The sequence below is a fragment of the Streptomyces sp. NBC_00461 genome, assembly GCF_036013935.1.
In the GTDB taxonomy this organism is placed as follows: domain Bacteria; phylum Actinomycetota; class Actinomycetes; order Streptomycetales; family Streptomycetaceae; genus Streptomyces.
Window position 1 is genome coordinate 1,020,449 of record NZ_CP107902.1, and the last position, 21,275, is coordinate 1,041,723.

General features: G+C 69.9%; 21 protein-coding genes and 3 pseudogenes. 8 read left to right on the forward strand and 16 right to left on the reverse strand.

Annotated elements, in window-relative coordinates; all coding sequences use genetic code 11:
* Window positions 1–56: 56 nt before the first annotated feature.
* Together OG870_RS04980 and OG870_RS04985 are read right to left on the reverse strand one after the other, a co-directional pair.
* Window positions 57–1,046, reverse strand: a complete 990-nt coding sequence (locus tag OG870_RS04980; protein WP_266592243.1) for an alpha/beta hydrolase — start codon at window positions 1,044–1,046, stop codon at window positions 57–59.
* A gap of 144 nt (window positions 1,047–1,190) precedes the next feature.
* On the reverse strand, window positions 1,191–1,883 hold the full coding sequence (locus OG870_RS04985) for a type 1 glutamine amidotransferase domain-containing protein (RefSeq protein WP_266531085.1): 693 nt from the start codon (window positions 1,881–1,883) through the stop codon (window positions 1,191–1,193).
* 147 nt (window positions 1,884–2,030) lie between these two features.
* On the opposite strand from OG870_RS04985, the gene OG870_RS04990 reads away from it, so the two are divergent.
* Together OG870_RS04990 and OG870_RS04995 are read left to right on the forward strand one after the other, a co-directional pair.
* Entirely contained in the window at window positions 2,031–2,930 is a 900-nt protein-coding gene (locus tag OG870_RS04990; RefSeq protein WP_266531087.1) for a LysR family transcriptional regulator, read from the forward strand.
* 120 nt (window positions 2,931–3,050) lie between these two features.
* On the forward strand, window positions 3,051–5,228 hold the full coding sequence (locus OG870_RS04995; protein ID WP_327690653.1) for a hypothetical protein: 2,178 nt from the start codon (window positions 3,051–3,053) through the stop codon (window positions 5,226–5,228).
* 107 nt (window positions 5,229–5,335) lie between these two features.
* On the opposite strand, the gene OG870_RS05000 is transcribed toward OG870_RS04995, so the two are convergent.
* Window positions 5,336–6,220, reverse strand: coding sequence for a fructosamine kinase family protein (locus OG870_RS05000; protein ID WP_327692292.1), 885 nt, complete (start codon window positions 6,218–6,220; stop codon window positions 5,336–5,338).
* 42 nt (window positions 6,221–6,262) lie between these two features.
* Window positions 6,263–7,366 (reverse strand): hypothetical protein, encoded by a 1,104-nt coding sequence (locus tag OG870_RS05005; protein ID WP_266845666.1) that lies wholly within the window; start codon window positions 7,364–7,366, stop codon window positions 6,263–6,265.
* Window positions 7,367–7,459: 93 nt separating this feature from the next.
* Here OG870_RS05005 and argG point away from each other — a divergent pair, with 93 nt between their 5' ends.
* Window positions 7,460–8,914 (forward strand): argininosuccinate synthase, encoded by a 1,455-nt coding sequence (gene argG / locus OG870_RS05010; protein ID WP_266592237.1) that lies wholly within the window; start codon window positions 7,460–7,462, stop codon window positions 8,912–8,914.
* A gap of 84 nt (window positions 8,915–8,998) precedes the next feature.
* Here the strand turns inward: argG and OG870_RS05015 are convergent, their stop codons facing one another.
* From OG870_RS05015 to OG870_RS05030, 4 genes are all read right to left on the reverse strand, one after another.
* Complete coding sequence (locus OG870_RS05015) at window positions 8,999–9,658, reverse strand: phosphoribosyltransferase (RefSeq protein WP_266592235.1); 660 nt, start codon at window positions 9,656–9,658, stop codon at window positions 8,999–9,001.
* 136 nt (window positions 9,659–9,794) lie between these two features.
* Entirely contained in the window at window positions 9,795–10,220 is a 426-nt protein-coding gene (locus tag OG870_RS05020) for a CBS domain-containing protein (RefSeq protein WP_266531096.1), read from the reverse strand.
* Window positions 10,221–10,329: 109 nt separating this feature from the next.
* Entirely contained in the window at window positions 10,330–12,027 is a 1,698-nt protein-coding gene (gene murJ / locus OG870_RS05025; protein WP_327690654.1) for a murein biosynthesis integral membrane protein MurJ, read from the reverse strand.
* Window positions 12,028–12,053: 26 nt separating this feature from the next.
* Window positions 12,054–12,578: an NUDIX hydrolase gene (locus OG870_RS05030; RefSeq protein WP_266592231.1), complete on the reverse strand. Its 525-nt coding sequence runs from the start codon at window positions 12,576–12,578 to the stop codon at window positions 12,054–12,056.
* Window positions 12,579–12,666: 88 nt separating this feature from the next.
* Here OG870_RS05030 and OG870_RS05035 point away from each other — a divergent pair, with 88 nt between their 5' ends.
* Window positions 12,667–12,912, forward strand: a complete 246-nt coding sequence (locus OG870_RS05035; RefSeq protein WP_266592229.1) for a hypothetical protein — start codon at window positions 12,667–12,669, stop codon at window positions 12,910–12,912.
* Between the two features lie 116 nt (window positions 12,913–13,028).
* On the opposite strand, the pseudogene OG870_RS05040 reads toward OG870_RS05035, so the two are convergent.
* The 3 genes and pseudogenes from OG870_RS05040 to OG870_RS05050 all read right to left on the reverse strand — a co-directional run.
* A pseudogene (locus OG870_RS05040) lies at window positions 13,029–13,548 on the reverse strand (MFS transporter); the annotation flags it as partial.
* 13 nt (window positions 13,549–13,561) lie between these two features.
* A pseudogene (locus OG870_RS05045) lies at window positions 13,562–13,678 on the reverse strand (Y-family DNA polymerase); the annotation flags it as partial.
* A gap of 38 nt (window positions 13,679–13,716) precedes the next feature.
* A complete protein-coding gene (locus tag OG870_RS05050) occupies window positions 13,717–14,640 on the reverse strand; it encodes an aldo/keto reductase (RefSeq protein ID WP_266592227.1) in 924 nt (307 codons plus the stop codon).
* Window positions 14,641–14,693: 53 nt separating this feature from the next.
* Here OG870_RS05050 and OG870_RS05055 point away from each other — a divergent pair, with 53 nt between their 5' ends.
* Window positions 14,694–15,263: a TetR/AcrR family transcriptional regulator gene (locus OG870_RS05055; protein ID WP_266592225.1), complete on the forward strand. Its 570-nt coding sequence runs from the start codon at window positions 14,694–14,696 to the stop codon at window positions 15,261–15,263.
* A gap of 228 nt (window positions 15,264–15,491) precedes the next feature.
* On the opposite strand, the pseudogene OG870_RS05060 reads toward OG870_RS05055, so the two are convergent.
* The 5 genes and pseudogenes from OG870_RS05060 to OG870_RS05085 form a co-directional block, all read right to left on the reverse strand.
* Window positions 15,492–15,986 (reverse strand): annotated as a pseudogene (locus OG870_RS05060) (Tn3 family transposase); the annotation flags it as partial.
* Window positions 15,987–15,990: 4 nt separating this feature from the next.
* Window positions 15,991–16,197, reverse strand: coding sequence for a hypothetical protein (locus OG870_RS05065; RefSeq protein WP_266592223.1), 207 nt, complete (start codon window positions 16,195–16,197; stop codon window positions 15,991–15,993).
* Between the two features lie 6 nt (window positions 16,198–16,203).
* The gene (locus OG870_RS05070) at window positions 16,204–16,953 is read right to left on the reverse strand and encodes an SDR family NAD(P)-dependent oxidoreductase (RefSeq protein ID WP_327690655.1); all 750 of its coding nucleotides are present in this window, start codon (window positions 16,951–16,953) and stop codon (window positions 16,204–16,206) included.
* A 309-nt stretch (window positions 16,954–17,262) separates the two neighbouring features.
* Entirely contained in the window at window positions 17,263–17,766 is a 504-nt protein-coding gene (locus OG870_RS05080; RefSeq protein ID WP_266592219.1) for a hypothetical protein, read from the reverse strand.
* Complete coding sequence (locus OG870_RS05085; RefSeq protein WP_266592217.1) at window positions 17,763–18,434, reverse strand: SDR family NAD(P)-dependent oxidoreductase; 672 nt, start codon at window positions 18,432–18,434, stop codon at window positions 17,763–17,765. Before OG870_RS05085 ends, OG870_RS05080 begins: the two co-directional genes overlap by 4 nt.
* Before the next feature lie 149 nt (window positions 18,435–18,583).
* Between OG870_RS05085 and OG870_RS05090 the strand changes: the two genes are divergently transcribed.
* From OG870_RS05090 to OG870_RS05095, 3 genes are all read left to right on the forward strand, one after another.
* On the forward strand, window positions 18,584–19,276 hold the full coding sequence (locus OG870_RS05090) for a TetR/AcrR family transcriptional regulator (RefSeq protein ID WP_327690656.1): 693 nt from the start codon (window positions 18,584–18,586) through the stop codon (window positions 19,274–19,276).
* A gap of 1,208 nt (window positions 19,277–20,484) precedes the next feature.
* Window positions 20,485–20,841: a group II intron reverse transcriptase/maturase gene (locus tag OG870_RS48065; protein ID WP_443063425.1), complete on the forward strand. Its 357-nt coding sequence runs from the start codon at window positions 20,485–20,487 to the stop codon at window positions 20,839–20,841.
* A complete protein-coding gene (locus OG870_RS05095) occupies window positions 20,747–21,067 on the forward strand; it encodes an HNH endonuclease (protein ID WP_327692293.1) in 321 nt (106 codons plus the stop codon). Before OG870_RS48065 ends, OG870_RS05095 begins: the two co-directional genes overlap by 95 nt.
* Window positions 21,068–21,275: the final 208 nt, after the last annotated feature.

Consider the following 21,275-nt stretch of genomic DNA (forward strand, 5'->3'; position numbering starts at 1 on the left):
CGGTCGCTCGGCTGAACGTCCAGTGAACACCTCGGCGTGCCCGGGCGCCCGCGCGGTTACAACCGCAGGCCATGCAGCATGTCGGTCACACGGGTGGGGTCCTCGGGGCCCAGGTGTCCCGCGTCGGGGATGCTGCGGACGGTGAAGCGGTTGTCCGGGGTGAGGGCGTCGGCCTCCGCGATCATGCGGTCCTGGAGCTGGGTGGCGACGGTCCTGTCCTTGCCGAAGCGCAGATAGGTGCGAGGGATCCGGCCCCACGTCTCCGCCCTGCCCACGGCCCGGCCGTCGTAGGCGGTCATCGACTCGTCCGTCTGCATGCCCTCCAGCACCCGCAGGAACGCGAGATCCGAGTAGTCGGCGCAGATCATCTCCTTGAACACCGCGAGGTCCCGGCGGTCAGAGGTACGCCAGTTGAGGCGCAGCACGCCCAACTTCTCGGGGTCTCCGACGAGTTGGTCCAGCGGAGTGATGGCGCGCTGTCCTTCGGGCGAGGCGGCGCAGGCATTCAGGGAGGGCATGCTCCGGCTCGGGCACAACGCGGCCATGTAGCAGATGTGCGCGAGGAGTTCGGGCACGGCGTTGCCGACCCTGCTGACCGAGACGCCTCCCATGCTGTGCCCTACCAGCACCACGGGCCCGCCCAGGCGGGCGGCGCGGCGTACGACGCCGGTGACGCGCCGCTCGTAGTCGTCCAGCGTGAGGGCGGCGACGGGCGAGGCCTCCGTGGCCAGGCCAGGCAGGTCCTGTGTCTGGTACGCCTTGGGCATGAACCTCTCGGTGCCGTGCAGGGGTTGGTCGACGGCGATGACGCGGTGGCCGCGGAGCGCGAGTTCCCGGCCGATCGCCGTCCAGAAGGCACCTGCGCTGTGCGTGCCGTGGACCAGGACATAGGTGCGTACGGCATTACGGCGACGGGACCCGAGGCCGTCCGCGTCCGCCGCGCTCGCGTTCGGCGCACCGAGGCCGGCGGCGAGCGCGGCACCCCCGATCCCTGCCGTGACCCGCATCACGTGCCGCCTGCCGGTGAAGTTCTCGTTGTCAGCCATACCCATGACGCTACGAGGGCCGTAGGTTTCCCGGCATGGGCCTGCACACCCGCCCGACGGTGGACCTGCCAACACCTTGAGAGGTCACCCTGAGAGGTCCATCCTCGGCATCGGAGATGTCGTTTTCCCTCCTGCTTCTGCGATTCAGTCCAGCTTCGCGAGCAGCTCGATGGCGAGCGGGGCGGAGGATGCCGGGTTCTGGCCGGTGACGAGGTTGCGGTCGACGACGATCTTCGGCGCCCACGGCTCGCCCACCTGGACCTGTACGCCGGCCTCGGTCAGCCGGTCCTGCAGCAGCCACTTGGCCTTGTCGGCGAAGCCGGACTGGGTCTCCTCGTCGTTGGTGAACGCGGCCACCCGATATCCGGCGAAGGCGTTGACGCCGTCCTGCTCGGCCGCGAGCAGTGCGGCCGGGCCGTGGCAGACCACGCCGAGCGGCTTGCCGGATCGCAGGGCAAGGGTGAGCAGCCTGCCGGAGTCGGCGTCGACCGCCAGGTCCTCCATCGGGCCGTGGCCGCCGGGGTAGTACACGGCCGCGTAGTCGTCGAGGTCCACGTCCTCCAGGCGTACGGGATGCTGCAGCTCGGTCGCCGCGGCGAGCACGCCCGCGACCCGGTCCGCGTTCTCCTGACCGCCGTTGTACTCGGACGCAAGGCTCGCCTTGTCCACCGTCGGCACGACACCGCCAGGGGTGGCGACGACGATCTCATGGCCGGCGGCCTTGAACGCCTCGTACGGGGCGACGGCCTCCTCGGCCCAGAATCCGGTGGGGTGCAGGGTGCCGTCGGCCAGGGTCCAGTGGTCGGCGCCGGTCAGCACGAAAAGGATCTTCGACATGGTGTGGGTCTCCGAGGGGGCGGCGGATGCTTCTTGGGACCCGACGGTAAGTCCGCGCTGCCATTGGAATCCAATAGGCTCGTCGATATGAGGTATAGCGAAACCAATGATCGGGAGGAGAGGCCCCAGGTCGGAGGCGGCTCTGCGATGGATCTCAACCTGCTCCGCACGTTCCTCGCTGTCTACCGCACCGGTTCCTTCACGGCCGCGGCGCGCCTGCTCGGGCTGTCCCAGCCGACGGTGACGACACAGGTGCGCGCCCTGGAGCGGCAGTTGGGCCGGGAGCTGTTCCAGCGTCAGGCACGCGGGGTCTCTCCCTCTCCGTACGCGGACGAACTGGCCTCCCGGATCGTGCAGCCGCTGGATTCGCTCGCCGCGATCGCGGGCGCGGGTGGGGCGGCCGACGACCACGCCCCGGAGCCGGTGCATCTGGCCGGTCCGCACGAGCTGCTGACGCGTTCGGTCCTGCCCGGCCTCGCGCCCCTGGTGGAGGTGGGCGTACGACTGCGTATCACCCCCGGCCTGACCGAGCCGCTCCTCGACGATCTGCGGGCCGGCCGCCACGACCTGGTGATCGCGACGTTTCGGCCGCGGGGCCGCACCCTGGCCTCCGTGCCTCTCGCGGACGAGGAGTTCGTGCTCGTCGCCTCCCCCGCCTGGGCGGAGCACGTGGGTGGGCCGGCGGGGATCGCTGCGGCCGGGCCCGCCGCGCTCCACGGCGTCGCTCTGGTCGCCTACGCCGAGGACCTGCCCATCGTCCGCCGCTACTGGCGCCATGTCTTCGGCAGGCGTCTCGTCCGTCAGCCGGCGGTCACGATGCCCGACCTGAACGCGGTCAAGGCGGCGGTCGTCGGTGGTACGGGCTTCACGGTGCTTCCCCGCTATCTGTGCACCGGTGAGCTGGCCTCGGGCGCCCTGGTCCTGCTGCACGATCCGGACGACCCGCCGATCAACACCGCCTTCCTCGTCCAGCGCCCCGGCGCCTTCGCCAACCCGCACGTAACCCTGGTCCGCGACCACCTGCTGGAGGCCGCACGGGGCTGGTAGCCGTGCGGGCCGGTACTTGTTCGCGCCCGCGCGGGCGGCACTCGCCTCGAAGAAGCTCCGGCCTGTGGTCCGCCGATAATCCGCATGCGTCGACCGGCCGGGCTCTGCGACCATTCCGGGATGTCCCACCCTCTGGAATCGCTGGTCATCCGGCACACCCACCGCATCCCCCTGCCGACCGGGCCGACCGGTCAAGGGGACGTCGCGGCGCGGCAGTTCGACGCCGTGCTGATGTCCGTGGGCTTCAAGCTCTCGGCTCCGCTGCTGGAGCATCTGTCGGGACTGTCCGAGGGCACGGTCGTCGACACCGCCGTGCGCACGCTGCGCACGGTCCGCGAAGTGGTCGGCGACCACGTCCGGCACAACGTCTACTTCATCGACTTCCCGGTCAACGTGCCCGACACGTTCGACTTCTGGATGCGGTGCATCAGCGAGGCGCTGGCCGACGACAACACGCGCGCGGGCACGCTCGACCAGTTGGAGAGCGGTGTGCTGGACCTGCTCACGCTCCCTTCCTACGGCACCTACCGGCACACGTACGCCGACATGCTCGCCGCCCACGGCGAGTTGATCGCCGCGGCGGGCGACCGCATGACCGTGCTGCACTCGGGTGGCAAGGCGGACGACGAGATCGCCGCTCTGTATCTGGCGCTGGCGGGCAGCAGCACCCCGCTGGGCGAGGACGACCTGAACGACCTGCGGACCCTCGCCGGGCACTGCGTGGACGGCCCGCAGCCCGACGCGATCTTGATCCGGGAGAACCGTGCCGTCGTCAACGAGGCCCGTCTGAAGGCCGGCGCCGGTCTCCTCCTGGACACCGTCACCGACGTGCTGCGGCTGGCCTGCGCCCTGTCGGACGGTGACGTGACCCTCCAGGCACCCACCCGGTTCAGGGGCTTGTCCCGGCCGGTGCGGCGCGCCCTGCTCGCGGGTCTGGACTCCGTCGTCGCGGCGGCCCCCGCCAAGCTCGCGGACGTGTCCGCGCGGCGCGAGGAGTGGAAGCGGCTCGGTGAGCGCCTGCACCCGCACGAGTACCCTCAGTGGCCGTACGCCGCCGAGGTGTTCGCCGTCGCCCGCGGCGAGAAGAAGGCCCGGTCCTTCGACAGCCGCGTCGAGGAACTGCTCGCCATGCACGACGTCACGGGTGCGACGCGACTGCTCACGTCCGCACCGGGCAAGCTGTTCCGCTCCCTGGACCGGCTGCTGCGCATGGCGCTGACGGAGGACGAGCGCGATTGCGTGGTGACGGCTGCCGAGGAGGTCGCCCACGAGGTGTCGGGGCGGGTCGTGCTGTCGGTGCGCGAGCACTTCCACAACCGCGCCGAGGCGACCGGCGAGCGCCGTGTCTTCGTCAACCGTCTCGGCCGCGCCTGGGTCACCGAGGACGAGCGGCCGCCCGTGCTGCCGCCGCAGCGGCGGCGCCTGATCGCCGCGCTCGATGCCGAGATCGGCCGCCGACTCCCGTCTCCGGAGTGCCTGTTGGTCGATCCGGACGTCCTCGACGTCGCGCTTCCGCTGAGCGGCAAGGCGACCGCGGCGGGCCTCGGGGTACTGCCCCGCGGCTCCGTCTCCCCCGTCGAGGGCGAGCTGCTGCGCTTCTTCGTGTACTGGAAGCAGACGCTGCAGCGCACGGACTTCGACCTGTCGGCGGTGCTGCTGGACGACCGGTACCAGACCCTCGCCTGGCTGTCCTACACGGCGCTCACCCAGCTGGAGGGCGAGCACTCCGGCGACATCACCGACGCGCCCGACGGCGCGTCGGAGTTCATCAACCTGCGCCTCGGAGCGGTACGGGGCACCTATGTCGTGCCGCAGGTCAACATCTTCTCGGGCGAGGGCTTCGAGGAGGTCGAGGAGTCCTTCTTCGGCTTCATGCTGCGCGAGACCGAGCAGCAGGGCCGGCCGTTCGAGCCTGCCACGGTGCGGATGAAGTCGGACCTGCGCGGGCCCGGTCGGGTCGCGCTGCCCCTGGCGTTCCGGCGTGACCAGGACGGGAGTTGGACCGCCAAGTGGCTGCACCTGTATCTCAGGGGCACCCCGTCGGCCAACCGGATCGAGGGGAACCGCGTGACGGTGGCGACGCTGCTGCGCGGCATCGTCGAGCGCAAGCACCTCACGGTCCGCTACGTCACCGACCTGATGACCGGTGGAGACCGCGGAGCGACGGTGACGCTGTGGGACGGCGAAACGGTCCCGGCCGGCCCCGTCACCTACATCGGCCTGGCGCGCCCCGACGGACTGCACCCCGGCTCCCGGGTCATCACCCCCGAAAACCTGCGCGACTTGATCCCCGAGTGACTGTTAGTGTTGCCGCAGGCGAGGCCATGAACGGACTTCCTTCTCCATCCTTCTGAAACTAGTCCGTTCGCTTTCCTCGCCGCTCACTTCACACAGGGCCGCTCACTTCACGCCAGGGCCGCTCGGGCCGCCGCGAGGGCCTGTTCGGCGAATCCGCGGCCGAAGAGCACGGCATGCACCAGCAGCGGGAACAGCTGGTGCAGAGCGATCCGGTCCGCCCATCCGTCCGCGAGGGGTGCCACCCGCTGGTAGCCGTCGAGTACGTGCTCCAGGTGCGGACAGCCGAAGAGGTGGAGCATCGCCAGGTCGGTCTCCCGGTGCCCGCCGTGCGCGGCCGGGTCGATCAGCCAGGCCTCCCCGTCGTCCCCCCAGAGCACGTTGCCGTTCCACAGGTCGCCGTGCAGCCGGGCGGGCGGTTCGGCGGGCCCCGCCAGTTCGGGCAGCCGCTCACACACCCGCTCGACCACGGCCGTCTCGGCGGGGCGGATCGTGCCCCGGTCGACCGCACCGCGCAGATACGGCAGCACACGCTGCTCGGCGTACCAGTGCGGCCAGTCGGCGCCGGGAACATTGCGCATCGGGGCGAGCCCGATGTACGCCTCGACCGGGCCACCGGGCGGTGGCGCGCCGAACGCCGGTGCGCCCGCGGCATGCAGAGCGGCCAGTCCACGCCCGAACCGTACCGCCGAGCCGGCCGCGGGCCTGCCCGGCGGAACCAGGTCCGTCACCAGCCAACGCGCGTCGTGCCCATGGACGTTCGGAACGGCGACCGTGCCGGCATCGGTCAGCCAGCGCAGTCCCGCCGCCTCGGCCTGTACCGCGCCGGCCGCGTCCGCCCGCTTGACGATCACGGACTGCCCGCCGTCCAGGCCGACTTCGGCGAGTGCACCGGACAACCGGCGCTCGCTGCGCACCGAACGGCCGGTGATCCGGGCCGCGGCCGCGCCGGGTCCGTCGTCGCGGTCGCTGTCCTCTGTGAAAGGGGAGCTGATGTGCACGGACACCAGCCTAGGTCCGCCCCGGCGTGACGGGAGTCAGTCCAGGTCCTCGTCGGCGCTGTCGCCGTTCGCGGCGTACGGATGGACGTATCGCTCGTCGTCGTCGAAGGGGATGAACCAGTCCTGGACGGTGCCGTTGCCGATGCCGTTGCCATTGCCGTCCACGACCGGGGCGTACAGCCACTCGTGGTCCATGTCCTCGGACACGCCTTCGGCGAAGACCTGCAGGGCCGTCTCGACCTCGTCGCTCAGCAGCTCGTAGAGATCGGCTGTCGCCTCCGCCTGGGCGACGAGGAACTTCAGCAGCAGTTCCTCGGCCAGGCAGCTCGGCCTGCCGAAGTCCGGCTGGGTGAGGCGGCCGGTCATGGTCACGGCGGTGACGGTCAGACGGCGTACGAACAGGACGGTGTACTGCAGCCCGAACTGCGGGGGCAGTTCGTCGAGGATCATGAACGGCGCGTCGGTCTCGGCGACTGTGGGGCCGTCCTCCTCAAGGCCCGCGAGGTCCGTGAACAGTTCGTCGACCAGAAGATCGATGGCGTACACGAGAGCGCCGGCGGCCACTTCCGCCGCCTCACGGCTCACGATCCGCTCCTCTTCGTCGTCGGAGTGGCCGAACGCCTCGATCGGGAAGGCCCGCAGACTCGTCGCGAGGGCGCGGAGCGTGCGCCGCATGTCCTCGGCGTCGGCCGCCTCGTCGACACGGCCGGTGCCGCCGGAGGGCTCGGCGGCGGCGTGCCGGCGTGCGCGTTCCGCGGGGTCCGCCGGCGGGGCGTCCGGGCCGTCGGCCGCGTCGAGGCTCTCCTGCAGCAGTTCGGGGTGCAGGTCCACGCCGCAGCGGGTGATCTCCCAGTCGGCGAGCGGCTCGGTCCGCTCCAGCAGCTCCGCTACCACCTCGCGCGCGGCGTCCTCGGCGAATTCCAGTGCCGGAGCGTCGATGAAGAGCTTGAGCAGGGCGCCGCCGGGGTGGACGGCGATGACGTCGTCGACCAGGTCGACTTCCATCCCGTCGGGTCCCTCGATGGCCGCGATCGAATCGAGGCCCTTGCGCAGCAGGAAGACGACGCCCTCCCGTTGAAGAACGTCGAGCTCCGGGGCGCCCTTGGGAAGGTCCATGTCCACAGTCACCGCGTATGTCACACGATCATGGTGCCCGAACGGCGGCACCTCGGGGAGAGGAACCCTGACGGAACCCTCTTTGCATGACCATGCGAGATGATGCATACTCTTCCTATGTCCAAGGTCCTCACCTCCCTTCCCGCCGGCGAACGCGTCGGCATCGCCTTCTCCGGCGGTCTCGACACCTCCGTCGCGGTCGCATGGATGCGCGACAAGGGCGCCGTCCCGTGCACCTACACCGCCGACATCGGTCAGTACGACGAGCCCGACATCGCCTCGGTGCCCGGTCGTGCGAAGACCTACGGTGCCGAGATCGCCCGCCTGGTCGACTGCCGTGCGGCACTGGTCGAGGAGGGCCTGGCGGCGCTCACCTGCGGGGCGTTCCACATCCGCTCGGGCGGGCGCGCCTACTTCAACACCACTCCCCTCGGCCGCGCCGTCACCGGCACGCTGCTGGTGCGGGCGATGCTCGAGGACGACGTCCAGATCTGGGGCGACGGCTCGACCTTCAAGGGCAACGACATCGAGCGGTTCTACCGCTACGGCCTGCTCGCCAACCCGCACCTGCGCATCTACAAGCCCTGGCTGGACGCGAACTTCGTGACCGAGCTGGGCGGCCGCAAGGAAATGTCGGAGTGGCTGCTCACGCACGGCCTGCCCTACCGCGACAGCACGGAGAAGGCGTACTCCACCGACGCCAACATCTGGGGGGCCACCCACGAGGCCAAGACCCTGGAGCACCTCGACACGGGCGTCGAGACCGTTGAGCCGATCATGGGCGTGCGGTTCTGGGACCCCGAGGTCGAGATCATCACGGAGGACGTGACGATCGGCTTCGACCAGGGCCGCCCGGTGACGATCAACGGCAAGGAGTTCGCCTCCGCCGTCGACCTGGTGATGGAGGCCAACGCCATCGGCGGCCGCCACGGCCTGGGCATGTCCGACCAGATCGAGAACCGGATCATCGAGGCCAAGAGCCGCGGCATCTACGAGGCGCCCGGCATGGCCCTGCTGCACAACGCGTACGAGCGCCTCGTCAACGCCATCCACAACGAGGACACCCTCGCCCAGTACCACAACGAGGGACGCCGCCTTGGCCGCCTCATGTACGAGGGCCGCTGGCTGGACCCGCAGGCGCTGATGATCCGTGAGTCGCTGCAGCGCTGGGTCGGCGCCGCCGTCACCGGCGAGGTGACCCTGCGGCTGCGGCGCGGTGAGGACTACTCGCTCCTCGACACCACGGGCCCGGCGTTCAGCTACCACCCGGACAAGCTGTCGATGGAGCGGACCGAGGACTCCGCCTTCGGCCCGGTGGACCGGATCGGCCAGCTCACCATGCGCAACCTGGACATCGCCGACTCCCGCGCCAAGCTTGAGCAGTACGTCGGCCTCGGCCTGATCGGCACCGGCAGCCCCACCATCGGCGCCTCGCAGGCGGCCGCGACCGGTCTGATCGGCACCATGCCGGAGCTGCCGGAGGGCGGCGCCGAGGCGATCGCCTCCCGCGGCGAGGTGTCCGAGGCGGACGCGCTGCTGGACCGCGCCGCGATGGAGTCCGGCACGGACTGAGTCCTGAGCCGCACGGCACGAAGTGATCGTCGAAGGGGATGCGCCACTTTCCGGTGGTGCGTCCCCATCGACGTTTCCGTCAGGTCAGGCACTTCGGTGTTCGGCCGTCATGCGCAGGGCTGCGAGCACGTCCTCGTCCGTCAGCTGCCCGAACTCCTCGTAGCACAGGCCCACGGATGTGAAGCCGGGCGGCCGGTGCGGGCAGAGCACCTCGTCGGCCTCCGCGCTCATCCCTTCCGCCGCCTCCGGTGAGCCGACCGGCACGGCCAGTACCAGGCGACTGGGCGACTGACGCCGTACACAGCGCAGGGCTGCGCGGGCCGTCGAACCGGTCGCCAGCCCGTCGTCCACGACGATCACGGTCCGGCCGCTCAGGTCGGGTGCGGGACGGCCCTGCCGGTAGAGGCGTTCGCGGCGGCGGAGCTCCTCGCGTTCCCTCTTCACCACGGGGGCGAGCGACGACTCGCTGAGGCCCAGGTAGTCGAGGGTGCGCCGGTCGAAGAGCGGATCCTCGTCACCCACGATCGCGCCGACGCCGAACTCCTCGTGGTCCGGAACACCGATCTTCCGTACGACCAGCACGTCGAGCGGGGCGTCGAGCACCCGCGCCACCTCGTGGGCCACGGCGACGCCTCCGCGGGGCAGCGCCAGGACGAGGGGGTCGGGCAGGGCGCCCTTCTCCTGCTGGATCCGCAGCCGCTCGGCCAGTTCCCGCCCGGCCTGCCCGCGGTCATGGAACTGCATCGCGGTCGCCACTCCTTCCCACGGAGACGGCCCCCTCCTCCGGTGCCCCGCGTACCCCTCACGCGCCGGTCGACGCCCCGGGGCTGTTGATCCCGTGGACCCGTGGACCCGTGGACCCGTAGACCCGTAGACCCCTTCAGTGGTTCGGTGCCGCCTTGCCGATGTCCGTCAGCACGGGGTGCGGGTTCTCCGTAGCAGCCAGGTCGCCGAGGCTGATCACACCGACCGGACAGCCGCCGTGCTCCACGACCGGGAGGCGGCGCACGGCGTGCCGGCGCATCAGCTCGATCGCCCGGTCGGTCGTGTCGTCGGGCGTCAGGGTCGCCACGGGCGGTGGCGTGCACACGGATCCGACGGTCGTCACGGCCGGGTCGCGGCCCTCGGCGAGAGCCCGGATCACGATGTCACGGTCGGTGAGCACGCCGAACAGATCGACGTCGTAGGCCACCAGCACGTCTCCGACGTCCTGCTCACGCATCACGCGGGCCGCGCGAGCCACCGTGGTCATGGGCTCGACGGCGGCCGCACCGGACGACATCACGTCGCGTACTTTCCGGGTCATGGTTCCTCCCAGGTCATGGATCGGCGAGCTCGGGCACGTCGCCCGCGTAGCCCGCAGCGGGCCCGGTAAACCGGCCACGGGTCATGGCTGATCCAGGGGCCAGGCGTCATCACAGTCCGGGAAGGCGGCTCAGTTCTCCGATCTTCAGCAGGCGGGCCAGGACGAGATACGCCAGAGCCAGCGCGAGTGTTCCTGCGCCCAGGGCGGCCGCGACGGCCCAGGTGCCACTGCCCAGGAGGCCGGCGCAGGCGTGTGCGGTGGCCCAGCCCACGGTCGCGGCCAGAGCGGCGGCCGACAGCAGTTTCAGATACGTCCGGCGCAGCGCTCCGTCGTCGAGGCGGGCGCCGGTCCTGTGGCGCAGCAGCCGTGCGGTGAGCGCCAGGCCGGCCAGGTAGGAGAGGGTGTAGGCGCCGGCCATGCCGGTCACGGACCAGCGGACGGGCAGCAGCACATGGCAGGCGGTGGCCAGGGCGATGTTGACCGCGGCGATCCAGACGGCCATGAAGAACGGGGTGCGGGTGTCCTCGAAGGCGTAGAAGCCGCGCAGCAGCAGGTACTGCGCGGAGAACGGGATCAGGCCGAGCCCGAACGCCTGCAGCATGTGCCCGATCGGCTGCGCGGTGGTCGGGTTGGCGGCCCCGTGGGCGAACAGCAGCACGGCGATCTGCGGGCCCAGCGCGAGGAAGAGGAAGGCCGCGGGCACGATGACGACACCGCTGACGCGCAAGGCGCGGGACAGATCGGCGCGCAGGTCCGCGACCCGGCCCTCGGCGGCGGCCCTGCTCATACGGGGCAGCAGCGCGGTCACCAGGGACACCGTGACGATCGACTGGGGCAGCATCCAGATGGTCTGCGCATAGATGTAGGCGGAGTAGCCCACGCCGGCATTCGGCAGCCGGTCGTCCGCGGCGTTGGCGTAGTTGGTGATCACGGTCAGGGCCACCTGGTTGGCCAGGACGAACAGCAGGGTCCACTTCGCCGCGTGGATGCCGGTGCCCAGACCGGTGCCGCGCCAGTCGAAGCGGGGGCGGAAGCGGAATCCGGCGGCCCGGGCGAACGGGATCAGAGCCAGGGCCTGTACGGCGATGCCCGCGGTGGTTCCGATGCCCAGAAGCCGCACCTGGGCGACGGTGATGTCCTCGACCCGGTGCGGGGCGGTCATCAGTCCCAGGTAGGCGCCGAACATGCCGACGAGGACGACGTTGTTGAGGACCGGGGTCCACATCATCGCGCCGAACTTCTCGCGGGCGTTGAGCACTTGGCCGTAGATGCCGAACAGGCCGTAGAAGAAGATCTGCGGCAGCAGGAACCGCCCGAACACCACGGTGAGTTGAAAGGCCTCGTGCCTGCCGGGGGTGTCCTGGATGTACAGGCCGACGATCTGCGGCGTGGCCCACACGGCCAGCGCGGTGCCCGCGCCGAGCACGCACACCACGAGGGTCACCAGGCGCTGCTCGTAGGCCCGGCCGCCGTCGGGATGTGTGGTCCGCGCGCGGACGAGCTGGGGCACCAGGACGGCGTTGAGAGCGCCACCGACCAGCAGTGTGTACAGGCTCGTCGGCACCGTGTTCGCCGTGTTGTAGGTACTGGCCAGCAGGCCCGTGCCCAGTGCCGCGGCCTGCAGGATCTGCCGTATCAGCCCCGTGGCGCGTGACACGACGGTGGCCAGCGCCATCAGAAGGGACGACCGGGCCGGTCCTCCCTTCGCCGCTTCCCTCCGCGGAGCGGCAAGGCGCCTCCTTGTCCGTGCGCCTGTCCGCTCGCCCGACGACGTGGTCAGCGTCGCGGGCTGTTCCCCCTGCGTCATGCGCCCAACCTATGCCGTCAAGATCCTCACGGTCCATGGCCCTGTTGCCGCAGCCGGTGCGTGCATTGCCGCATCAGGAGCCGGTCGTCGCTGAACCAGCCCTGCCAGGGCTGGTCGAGCGGCAGCCAGGCCGCGGGCTGGCCCTCTTCGGGCGTCAACTTCGTTCGCCGGTCGAGGACTTCGACAAAGGTCACGCCCACGGTGGCCGACCAGTCGGGGTGGTAGGAGCGGACCGTGACGGCCGCCGGCGGCTCAAGGAGCTCGGCCCGGACGCCGGTCTCCTCCAGCAGCTCCCGGCGCGCCGCTTCCCGCGGCGTCTCACCGGGGTCCACCTTGCCCCCGGGCGGCACCCATTCCCGCCAGCGGTGCCGCACCAGCAGGACCTGCGTCAGCGTGCTGTCGAAGACCCACACCTCGGCGGCCAACGGCGGGTTCAGCGCCGCCTGCGGGTGCAGCAGCCGCTCCAGGGCGTTGTCGTACACGGCGAGAGCCTGCCGCGCATCCCGCACCGCGGCTTCGAGGGTGCGGGGTTCAATGCGGTGCGGTGTCATCTGCCGGAGAGTACGGCGAGCCTCCGACAATCGCGCTTCCCACTACGGCCCCTTCCCGGCGGGCGTCTGGCTGCCTACCGTTCGGCTCATGGATCTGGATCACCAACAGGATGCGTCCGTACGGCATTTCGACCACTGTCCGTGGCTGTTCGCCGAGGCCGCGAGCGAGGAGCAGCGGCATGCCCAGCGGGCGCGGCAGCAGACGGTCGGCGAGGACAGCGGGATCGGCGAACGGTGCTACGTCGCCCATTCCGCGGCGGTGTTCCCGGACCGGCTGCGCCTGAGCGACGACTCGTACATCGCCGCGCACGCCCGGGAGGAACTCGAACAGTGAAGCGCGCGAGTTCGCGGAATCCTGAAGGACCCAACCGCTGAACCCGCGCGTCCTCACAGGGTTGGAAACCAAAACGAGGGCGGGTTCATCTGTGCCTGCAACGGATGCGGCGATCGTCAGATCCGGGGGAATCGACGGCGTACTACGCCGATGGCTGTCCACGGTGCGATGAGCGCGGCGGCTACGGAGACGGCGGCCAGGAGGAAGAACAGCGCTCTGTAGCCGCCGAGGGGCACGGCCAGGGCAGCGCCGGCGAACGGCGCGAGGGCTGCTGCTGTGTGGGCGGGCGCGGCGAGGAGTCCGGAGAGGCGGCCGTAGTGGGTGGTGCCCCAACGGTCGGCGATGGCGGTGGCCTGGAGGAGGGTGAGGTTGCCGCGGACCATGCCGGCCACGATCGACACGGCGATGAGCAGGCCGTACGGGCCGGGTATTGCGGCGAAGACGGCGGCGGTCAGTGAGCCGAGCGCGATGAGAATCGTGGTGCGGGCCGTGACTGTGGTGCGGCGGGCGAGCGCGGCGTACAGGGTGCGGCCGCGAGTCTGTCCGGCGCCGCCGATGCCAAGGGCCCAGGCGGCCTGGCTGGTGAGGTGTACCGCGTTCCAACAGGAGCGGGACGAGGGCAACGACGACGACGTACCCGTGCCTCGTAAGACGCGGTCGACACCACGCCGCGCTTGGTCGGGTCGCCGTCCCCACCGACCCCGACTGGCTTCCCGCGTAGCTCCGGGTGACGCAGTTGCTCGACGGCGGCGAGGAACTGGTCCATGTCCACGTGCAGCACCCACTCGCTCACACCGGTAGGTTTTACCCCATCGGGAGGCGCTTCTTGGCTTCCTCGTAGAGGTCGGACGGTAGCGGGCCCTTTTCCGCGATGGCGATGTTGCCCGCCAGGTGGGCCGGGTTCGCGGTGCCGACGATCGTGGTGGACAGGCCGGGGTGGCTGAGCGTGAAGCGGAGGATGAACTCCTGCTTGTCGATGCCTGCCTGGTCGATGAGGTCCTCGATGCCCGACGTCTCCCAGTTGCGCTGGCCGACACCCGGCTGCTGGGCGAGCGGACCGACGGTCCAGTTCTTCTCCTGCGACGCCGCGCCGCGGGCGGCCCCGCCGCGGATGAGTGTGCCGGTGCCCTTGTCCGCCGCCTCGGTAATGAGGTTCTCGTGATCGCGTTGCACGGCCGAGTAAGGGATCTGGAAAGCGTCGAAGACGTTCATCGCGAGGTGGTCGGGCAGGTTGGGCAGGATGCCCGACATGCCGATGAAGCGGACCTTGCCCTCGGCCTGTAGTTCCTTGAGCATCTCGACGGTGCGGTTCTCTTCGAGCGTGGCCCGGCTCGGTGACATGTGCACCTGGACCAGGTCGAGGCGATCGGTCCGGAGCCGGCGCAGCGACTGCTCGACGTCGGCGCGGACGTTCGCCTGGCTGTAGTCGTGCGGGTAGGGCGGCGGCGTGTCGGCGGGCGGCTCGATCGGGCAGCCGCACTTGGAGGCGAGAAAGAACTCGTCCCTGCGGTGGGCGAGGTGCGTGCCGATGAGCTCTTCGCTGCGGCCGTAGTCGGGCGAGGTGTCGATCAGGTTGATGCCGCCGTCGAGGACCGCGTTGAGCAGCCGGCCGGCGTCCTCGTCGGTCAGCCCTGGCCCTCTGCGCAGCCCGCCCAGTTCCATAGCGCCGTAGCCGAGGATGGTCACGTCCGTGTCGGTGTGCCCGAGGGCACGTGTCGTGATCGCCATGCAACTAAGGTGAAGCATCATTCATCTTTCGTCAAATGGTCCCGGAGGGCTCCATGACCTCACCCCGACCGCTGCGTGCCGACGCGGCCCGCAACCGTGCCCGGATCCTGACCGCGGCGCATGAGCAGATCACCGAGCACGGGCCCGAGGTGTCGATGGAGCAGATAGCCGCTGCTGCGGGCGTCGCGGTCGGCACCCTGTACAAGCACTTCCCGAACAAGAGCGACCTGGTCACAGCCGTGGTCGCCACCTCGTTCGAAACACTCGCCGACGACGCCGAAGAGTGCCTGCAACGCGCGAGCCAGGGTTTACCCGCCATGGCGGAGCTGACCGGCTTCCTCAGCCGCGTGATGGACACGGTCGCCCACAACCGCGCCGTCAAAGCAGCCGCGTACGCGCTCGGCGCCGACCACGCAGCCCACCCCGCCAAGCAGGAGGTGGAGACCCGCGTCACCCAGGCTCTCGGTCCACTCATCCGCACCGCACAAGCCCAGGGCGGTCTGCGCGCCGACTTCACCCTCGACGACCTGTACCTGATGCTCTCCACCCTCCCCGCCGACCAGCCACCCACCGCCCGCGCCCGATGGCTCGCCCTCCTGCTCACCGGGCTCACCGCCCGCTGACCGACCGCGGGGGTACGCCGCCGTCGCGGCCACCGCCGGGACGCCCTCTACGACCGCCCCGCCTGCCGACAGAAGGCGTACCGGGCCCGCCGACGGGCCGCCGAGCGGGTCCGCGAAGCCGTAACGGCCCCGGCCGGTGTGACGACTCGCGGAACCAGCTCCGGGGCTCTGGCCAGCACGGACGCCTAGGTCAAGATGGCGGCGACCACGACGCGCCGCCGTACGACGTCACTCGTCGTCGGCAGCGTCCTTGTCGCGCAGCGGGCGCATACCGCCGGGCAGCTCGGGCAGCTTGAACGAGTACCGGCCCAGCATGTTGATGTGCTGTCGCACGAACGGCGAGAGGCGGGCGACATCCTCGTCGCGGACGTCGAACCCGTCCGCCCGCAGCTGGTCCACCGCGGCGTCCATGTACCTCGTGTTGAAGAGGACGACGGCGTTGAGGACCAGGCCGAGCGCGCCGAGCTGGTCCTCCACACCGTCCTGGTAGCGCTGGTAGAGCTGCCCCGAGCGGCAGCGGAAGATCTTCCGGGCGAGTGCGTGGCGGCCCTCCTGGAGGTTGGCCTGCGCCTTGATCTGGCGGCGGTAGCCGGGCTCGTCGGCCAGCCGCAGGATGTGCAGGGACTTGGCGATCCGCCCGTAGTGCGCGATCGCGTCCCCCAGCGGGGTCGGCCGCCCGTCCCTCGACAGCATCCGGATCACGTCATACGCGCGCACCGCGCCAATGTCAATCCCCTCGAACTGTGGAGATCTTCTTAGCGGCCAGCTCCAAGGCGGAGTTGGCCTGGTGGTCGTGCTCGTAGTCGATCGGGCTCTGATATCCACACACGCTGTGTAGCCGACGGCCGTTGTAGAAGCCGGTGATCCAGGTCGCGATCCGCAGCCGCGCCTCGGTCCGGTGGCGCTTGCGACCAGCGCGCCTACGGCCGCTCAACGTGGATCAGCGGGCGTAGCCGCCATCGGCCATGATGGTCTGGCCAGTCACGAAGGCAGCGTCGTCGCTGGTGAGGAAGGCAATGGTGCCGGTCAAGTCTTCCGGCAGCCCGTTGCGCTTGATGGCCTGGGACTGTGCGGCCGCCGTGAGGGCTTCCTGCGGGTGGGCATTCAGGACGCCGGGTGTGATGGTCAGGGTCGCGCCGACCGCGTTGACGGTGATGCCGAACGGGGCGAGGTCGTTGGCCAGTCCGCGGCTGAAGCCGATGTTGCCCATCTTGCTCGCCATATAGTGGGACATGCTGGGCGCGTTGGTGACGATTGAGTTGGAGGTCACGTTGACGATGCGGCCCCAGCCGCTCTTCTTCACGGTCGGCAGCAGGGCCTTGACCATGAGGAACTGCGAGTCGAGGTTGACCGCGATGACGCGCCGCCAGGTGTCGTAGTCCAGCTCCTCGATGTCGAGGAAGGGGCAAATGCCGGCGTTGTTGACCAGGATGTCCGCCCGCCCGAACCGGTCGGCGACCTCCTTGCCCACGGCCGCGGTCTGGTCGGGATTGGACACGTCGCCTGTGAGACCCAGCACCGGGTGTCCTTTGTCGGCGAGCAAGGCGACGGTTTCCTCGGGGCTGTTGAGGTCGACCGCGACGACGCTCGCGCCGCGTGCGGCGAGGTCGACGGCGATGGCCTGGCCGATGCCGCGTCCGGCGCCGGTGACAACGGCCACTCGGTCCGTGTGTGTCTGGGGAACTGACATGTCAGAAACTCCTTTGTTGCGAACTTCCGGTCCCGCGCCTCGTGGCACGGTGCCCGGGACTTCTTTTCCGGCCCCGCCCGGGTGAGCGTCACGCCGCGCGGCCGGCCTTGAGGGTCCTGGCGACGTTGGCGATCCGCTTGCCCTGGTAGGCGCCAGAGACGCGGGCCGTGCTGTCGACGGGGATCTCTCCCTGGGCACCGGTCACGTGCGAGGTTCCGTAGGGGTTGCCGTCGGTGAACTTGACGGGGTTAGTGAAGCCGGGGGGGCTTTCCCCGGGCCGGGCGATGTGCAACCGGCGCTTCACAAGTGCTACCGGCCCGGCCGCTCGGGCTCCATCCGGAAGCAGACCAAGCGGGTCTTCGCGGCGGCCGTGCGCAGCTCGTCGTCGGTGGGCTGCCGGTCGCTTGGGAGGCCGAGCATCAGCCCCTTGGCGGCCTTGGGTCCTTTGCGCCGGCCGAACTCACCCAGCAGGGCGGCGACTTCCTCAGGGTCCTCGACGACCATGGGGACGGCGTCGTGGTCCTGGCCCCGGATGCGCAGCCGGACGGTGGCCCCTTGGCGCATGCTGGGGATCCAGCCGAGCTGGGAGGACATGGCGAGCACCGTGCCGGGATCCCAGTCGAAGTAGCCGATGGGGACCGTGAATTCGCGACCCGTTTTGTGCCCCTTGTACGTGAGCAGCATCAGGCGTCCGCTCAGCGGTTTGTGGAAGCGGGAGGCGAGCAGCGGCCGTACGACCTTGTTGGCGGCTCGGAAGATCTTCACCAAGGGTGGCGCGGCCGTGTTCGCCGCGGGTGTGCCGGAGGTGCTCATCTGATGCCGCCAGGGGCGGTGTGGACGATCTCGGCCTGGTCGCGCTTGGTGTAGGCGTCCCAGTAGTGCTCGGCGATGGTCTCGGGCTCGGTGCCGGGACCGCTGCCGATGAACACCCCGATCGCCACGTGCGCGGCGTGCACCCCGTGCTCGGCGAGGTCGATGCCCAGGGCCATGGCGTAGTTGCGCAGGGCCGCCGCCGCGACGCCGATGCTGCCGAACGCGCCGCCGATCGGCCGGACCGAGGAGGCACCCGTGGAGAACAGCAGGGTGCCACTGCCGCGTTCGAGCATGGCGGGCAGCACCTGACGGACCGCGGCAACCGCTCCGTACAGGTAGTAGTCGAGCTGCTTGTGGAGGTCCTGCGCCGTGGCGTCGACGGCGGCGGCGCCGGCGAACGTGGGGTCGGCGGGCGAGTACTCCAGTACGTCGACGGCCCCGAACCGGTCGGCGACCGCGGCGAGCGCCGACTGCAGCGAGTCGGGACGCGTCACGTCCGCGGCGAAGCCTGCGGCCTCGATGCCGTCCTCGGCGAGCCGTGCGGCGAGCGCGTCGAGCTTGTCCTGGGTCCGGGAGACCAGGGCGACCTGGAAACCCTCCCTTCCGAAGCGGCGGGCGATGGACAGGCCCAGGCCTGGGCCTGCCCCGATGACGGCGATGACGGGCATGGGTGGTGCTCCTGTGGTCGGACGGGTCGGATCGATGAGGGGCACCTCCCGCCACGACAGCGGTCAGGACTGAAAGTCGAGGGTAGCCTCATGTTCTTGGATCGTAGCAGAGAACATGAGGCTGCCCTCCGGTTGGTAGGCTGAGTGGCATGGCCATCGACCGTCCGTCCGCCTCCGCCGGGAACCCGGCCCCTGTCCGCCCCCTGCGGCGCGACGCGCAGCGCAATCGCGAGGTCCTGCTCACCGCGGCCCGCTCCTGCTTCGCCGAGCAGGGCCTGGAGGCATCCCTGGAGCAGGTGGCCAAGCGGGCCGGGCTGGCCATCGGCACGCTGTACCGGCACTTCCCCACCCGGCTGGACCTGGTGCAGGCGACCTTCGCCGGGAAGCTGGCCGCCTGGCGGGAGGCCGCCGAGAAGGCCGTCACCATGGATGACGCCTGGGCAGGGCTGTGCCATTTTCTGGAGACCATGTGTGAACTCCAGTCACAGGACCGGGGGTTCAACGATCTGGCCTCCATGCGGTTGCCGGAGAGCGCCTGCCTGGCGGGCGCCCAGACCCGCATCCGCGAACTCGGTGTAGACATCGTCGAGCGTGCGCAGGAGCAGGGCAGCCTGCGCCCCGACCTCACCCCCGAGGACCTTGCCTTCGTCATCTGGTCGCACAGCCGCGTCACCGAGGCCACCCACGCCATCGCCCCGGACGCCTGGCGCCGCCACCTCTACCTTCTGCTCGACGGCTTCCGAACCGACCGCGCCCACCCGCTGCCGGCACCGCCGCTCACCGGGGAGCAGCTGTACCGCGCCATGACCAGCCTCGGCGGAAACGGGGCCTGCGGCGCCTGACCGTCGGCACGCGTCGTTGCCTCAAGGCGCCGCGGGGAGCCCCTTCCCGGCGACCAGGCCGAGCCGGTACGCGTTCCGTCCCCGCGACGCAGAATTCGCGGAGGCGCTTGGTGACCTCCGCGCGCACCGGCGACACGGCGTGCGTCTCGAAGGCCACCTCGTCGGCGAAGCATTCGCACATCCAGACCACGTCCGGGTCCTCGCTGCCGACATGCATCAGGTAGAGCAGCCACGACGCCACGCTCTCGTGGCGCACCCACCCGCTACGACAAGACCGCCGAGTCCTACCAGGCAGCCGTCACCCTCGCATCGCTCCTGATGCGGGCGTGACATTTGAAGACGACTCCTAGCCGAAACGGCACTCACCAAGCCCCTCCAGACAACCTGCACATCGACGAAGCAGCGGCCCTTCCCTGGCCAGCGGTTGTGTTGTCCGCCGGCTCATAGCGGTACTACGGCCGCCTCCGACGCCCACCCGGCTCGCGCCCACTTCCCGGGGATCACCCGGTTATAGGACGCGCGGCTTCCGGCAGCACCTGTCCGCAGGCCGCCCGGCCGGGGAGGGCCTCCCCAGTTCCCGCTGTCACCGTCGCAACGTTCCATGCTCCATACGCCGGGGAGTCCTTCACGGCTGCATCTCCAGGATATTCGCCGCTTCCATGGCCTTCGCCCTGATTTCGGGGGCTCGGCATTCCCTGTCCCCACCCCAAGGGGGCGGGCCTCTAACGACGCCGCAGACTTCGCGTGATGCTACGGACCGCTGCTTTGCTCCCCCTTACAGGGCTTTCGACACTGGGCTTCGACGCCGGGCGTTTCCCCGACGCCGCCAGTCTGCTACCGGGCCTCCTGGCAGCTACCCGGACCGGACTCCCACCGGCAGGCGACAACGAGCTTACGACTCAAGATCAACTACATCACGAAGACCTCCGAGCCTGCTGGGCGCGCGAAAGATCGAGGCTAGTCACCAGCCGCCGCCTGCCGCTTCGCAGCGGCCAGCCTTGCCCCCCAGCGGTTCATCCCATCTCCGGGGGTATCGATATCGAAGCATCATCGAGCGTTCGCGTGTAGTGAAGTAGGCCGCCGGCGAGGTGCCTCCAAGGAGGTCCTTTTCCGACGGCCCCTTCCCGAACGGTACGTGCGGTTGGGTAGGCCGCCAGCGAGGTGCCTGTGACCAGGCTCTTTTCCAACGGCCCCCCACCGAACCCACCGTGCTAGATTTCCCAATTGTCGCCCAGTACCAGACCGAGTTCCGCGGGATTGCTGGCTACTATCAACTCGCTTTCAACGTTCACCGTTTAGGACGGCTGAAGTACGTGATGCAGCGCTCCCTGGTCAAGACGCTCGCGCGGAAGTATCGCGTCCGCGTCTCCCAGGATTCATCAGCGCTACCGGACCGTACTGAAGACCGACCAGGGCCCCCGTCGGGGACTCCAGGTCACCGTCGAACGCGGCGAAGGGCGAAAGCCGTTGGTGGCGCAGTGGGGCGGAGTTTCACTTCGGCACAAGATCAGGATCGGCAGTCTCGACGACCATCCGACGCAGGTGTGGAACAGCGCGCGCAATGAAGTGGTCAAGCGCCTGCTCGCCGACACCTGTGAGATGTGTGGGTCGCATGACGGTGTCGAAGTGCACCACATTCGGCACCTGAAAGACCTGAACGTCCGGGGGCGGGTCGCCAAGCCCGCCTGGGCTCAGATGATGGCCGCGCGCCGTCGAAAGACCCTGGTCGTCTGTCGCGTCTGCCACGAGGGCATTCACTACGGTGCGAGCCACTCGCGGCAGAACTCATGAGAAGAAAAGGCACTGGAGAGCCCACTGCTGGGAAATCTAGCACGGTGGGTTCGGTGGGGGGCCGTTGGAAAAGGGCCTGGTCACAGGCACCTCGCTGGCGGCCTACCCAACGGCACGGCGGGTTCGGCGAGAGGTCCGGGGATATTTATTAGAAACGGACCGGGAGCAATCCCGGCGCCGCGCCCCGGGCCTGCTCAGCGAACGGTTG

Bases quoted from the DNA above. Each gene is read 5' to 3' on its own strand.
- OG870_RS04980 (WP_266592243.1), bottom strand. From the start codon at position 1,046: ATGGCTGACAACGAGAACTTCACCGGCAGGCGGCACGTGATGCGGGTC.
- OG870_RS04985 (WP_266531085.1), bottom strand. From the start codon at position 1,883: ATGTCGAAGATCCTTTTCGTGCTGACCGGCGCCGACCACTGGACCCTG.
- OG870_RS04990 (WP_266531087.1), top strand. From the start codon at position 2,031: ATGGATCTCAACCTGCTCCGCACGTTCCTCGCTGTCTACCGCACCGGT.
- OG870_RS04995 (WP_327690653.1), top strand. From the start codon at position 3,051: ATGTCCCACCCTCTGGAATCGCTGGTCATCCGGCACACCCACCGCATC.
- argG (WP_266592237.1), top strand. From the start codon at position 7,460: ATGTCCAAGGTCCTCACCTCCCTTCCCGCCGGCGAACGCGTCGGCATC.
- OG870_RS05015 (WP_266592235.1), bottom strand. From the start codon at position 9,658: ATGCAGTTCCATGACCGCGGGCAGGCCGGGCGGGAACTGGCCGAGCGG.
- OG870_RS05020 (WP_266531096.1), bottom strand. From the start codon at position 10,220: ATGACCCGGAAAGTACGCGACGTGATGTCGTCCGGTGCGGCCGCCGTC.
- murJ (WP_327690654.1), bottom strand. From the start codon at position 12,027: ATGACGCAGGGGGAACAGCCCGCGACGCTGACCACGTCGTCGGGCGAG.
- OG870_RS05030 (WP_266592231.1), bottom strand. From the start codon at position 12,578: ATGACACCGCACCGCATTGAACCCCGCACCCTCGAAGCCGCGGTGCGG.
- OG870_RS05035 (WP_266592229.1), top strand. From the start codon at position 12,667: ATGGATCTGGATCACCAACAGGATGCGTCCGTACGGCATTTCGACCAC.
- OG870_RS05050 (WP_266592227.1), bottom strand. From the start codon at position 14,640: ATGGCGATCACGACACGTGCCCTCGGGCACACCGACACGGACGTGACC.
- OG870_RS05055 (WP_266592225.1), top strand. From the start codon at position 14,694: ATGACCTCACCCCGACCGCTGCGTGCCGACGCGGCCCGCAACCGTGCC.
- OG870_RS05070 (WP_327690655.1), bottom strand. From the start codon at position 16,953: ATGTCAGTTCCCCAGACACACACGGACCGAGTGGCCGTTGTCACCGGC.
- OG870_RS05080 (WP_266592219.1), bottom strand. From the start codon at position 17,766: ATGAGCACCTCCGGCACACCCGCGGCGAACACGGCCGCGCCACCCTTG.
- OG870_RS05085 (WP_266592217.1), bottom strand. From the start codon at position 18,434: ATGCCCGTCATCGCCGTCATCGGGGCAGGCCCAGGCCTGGGCCTGTCC.
- OG870_RS05090 (WP_327690656.1), top strand. From the start codon at position 18,584: ATGGCCATCGACCGTCCGTCCGCCTCCGCCGGGAACCCGGCCCCTGTC.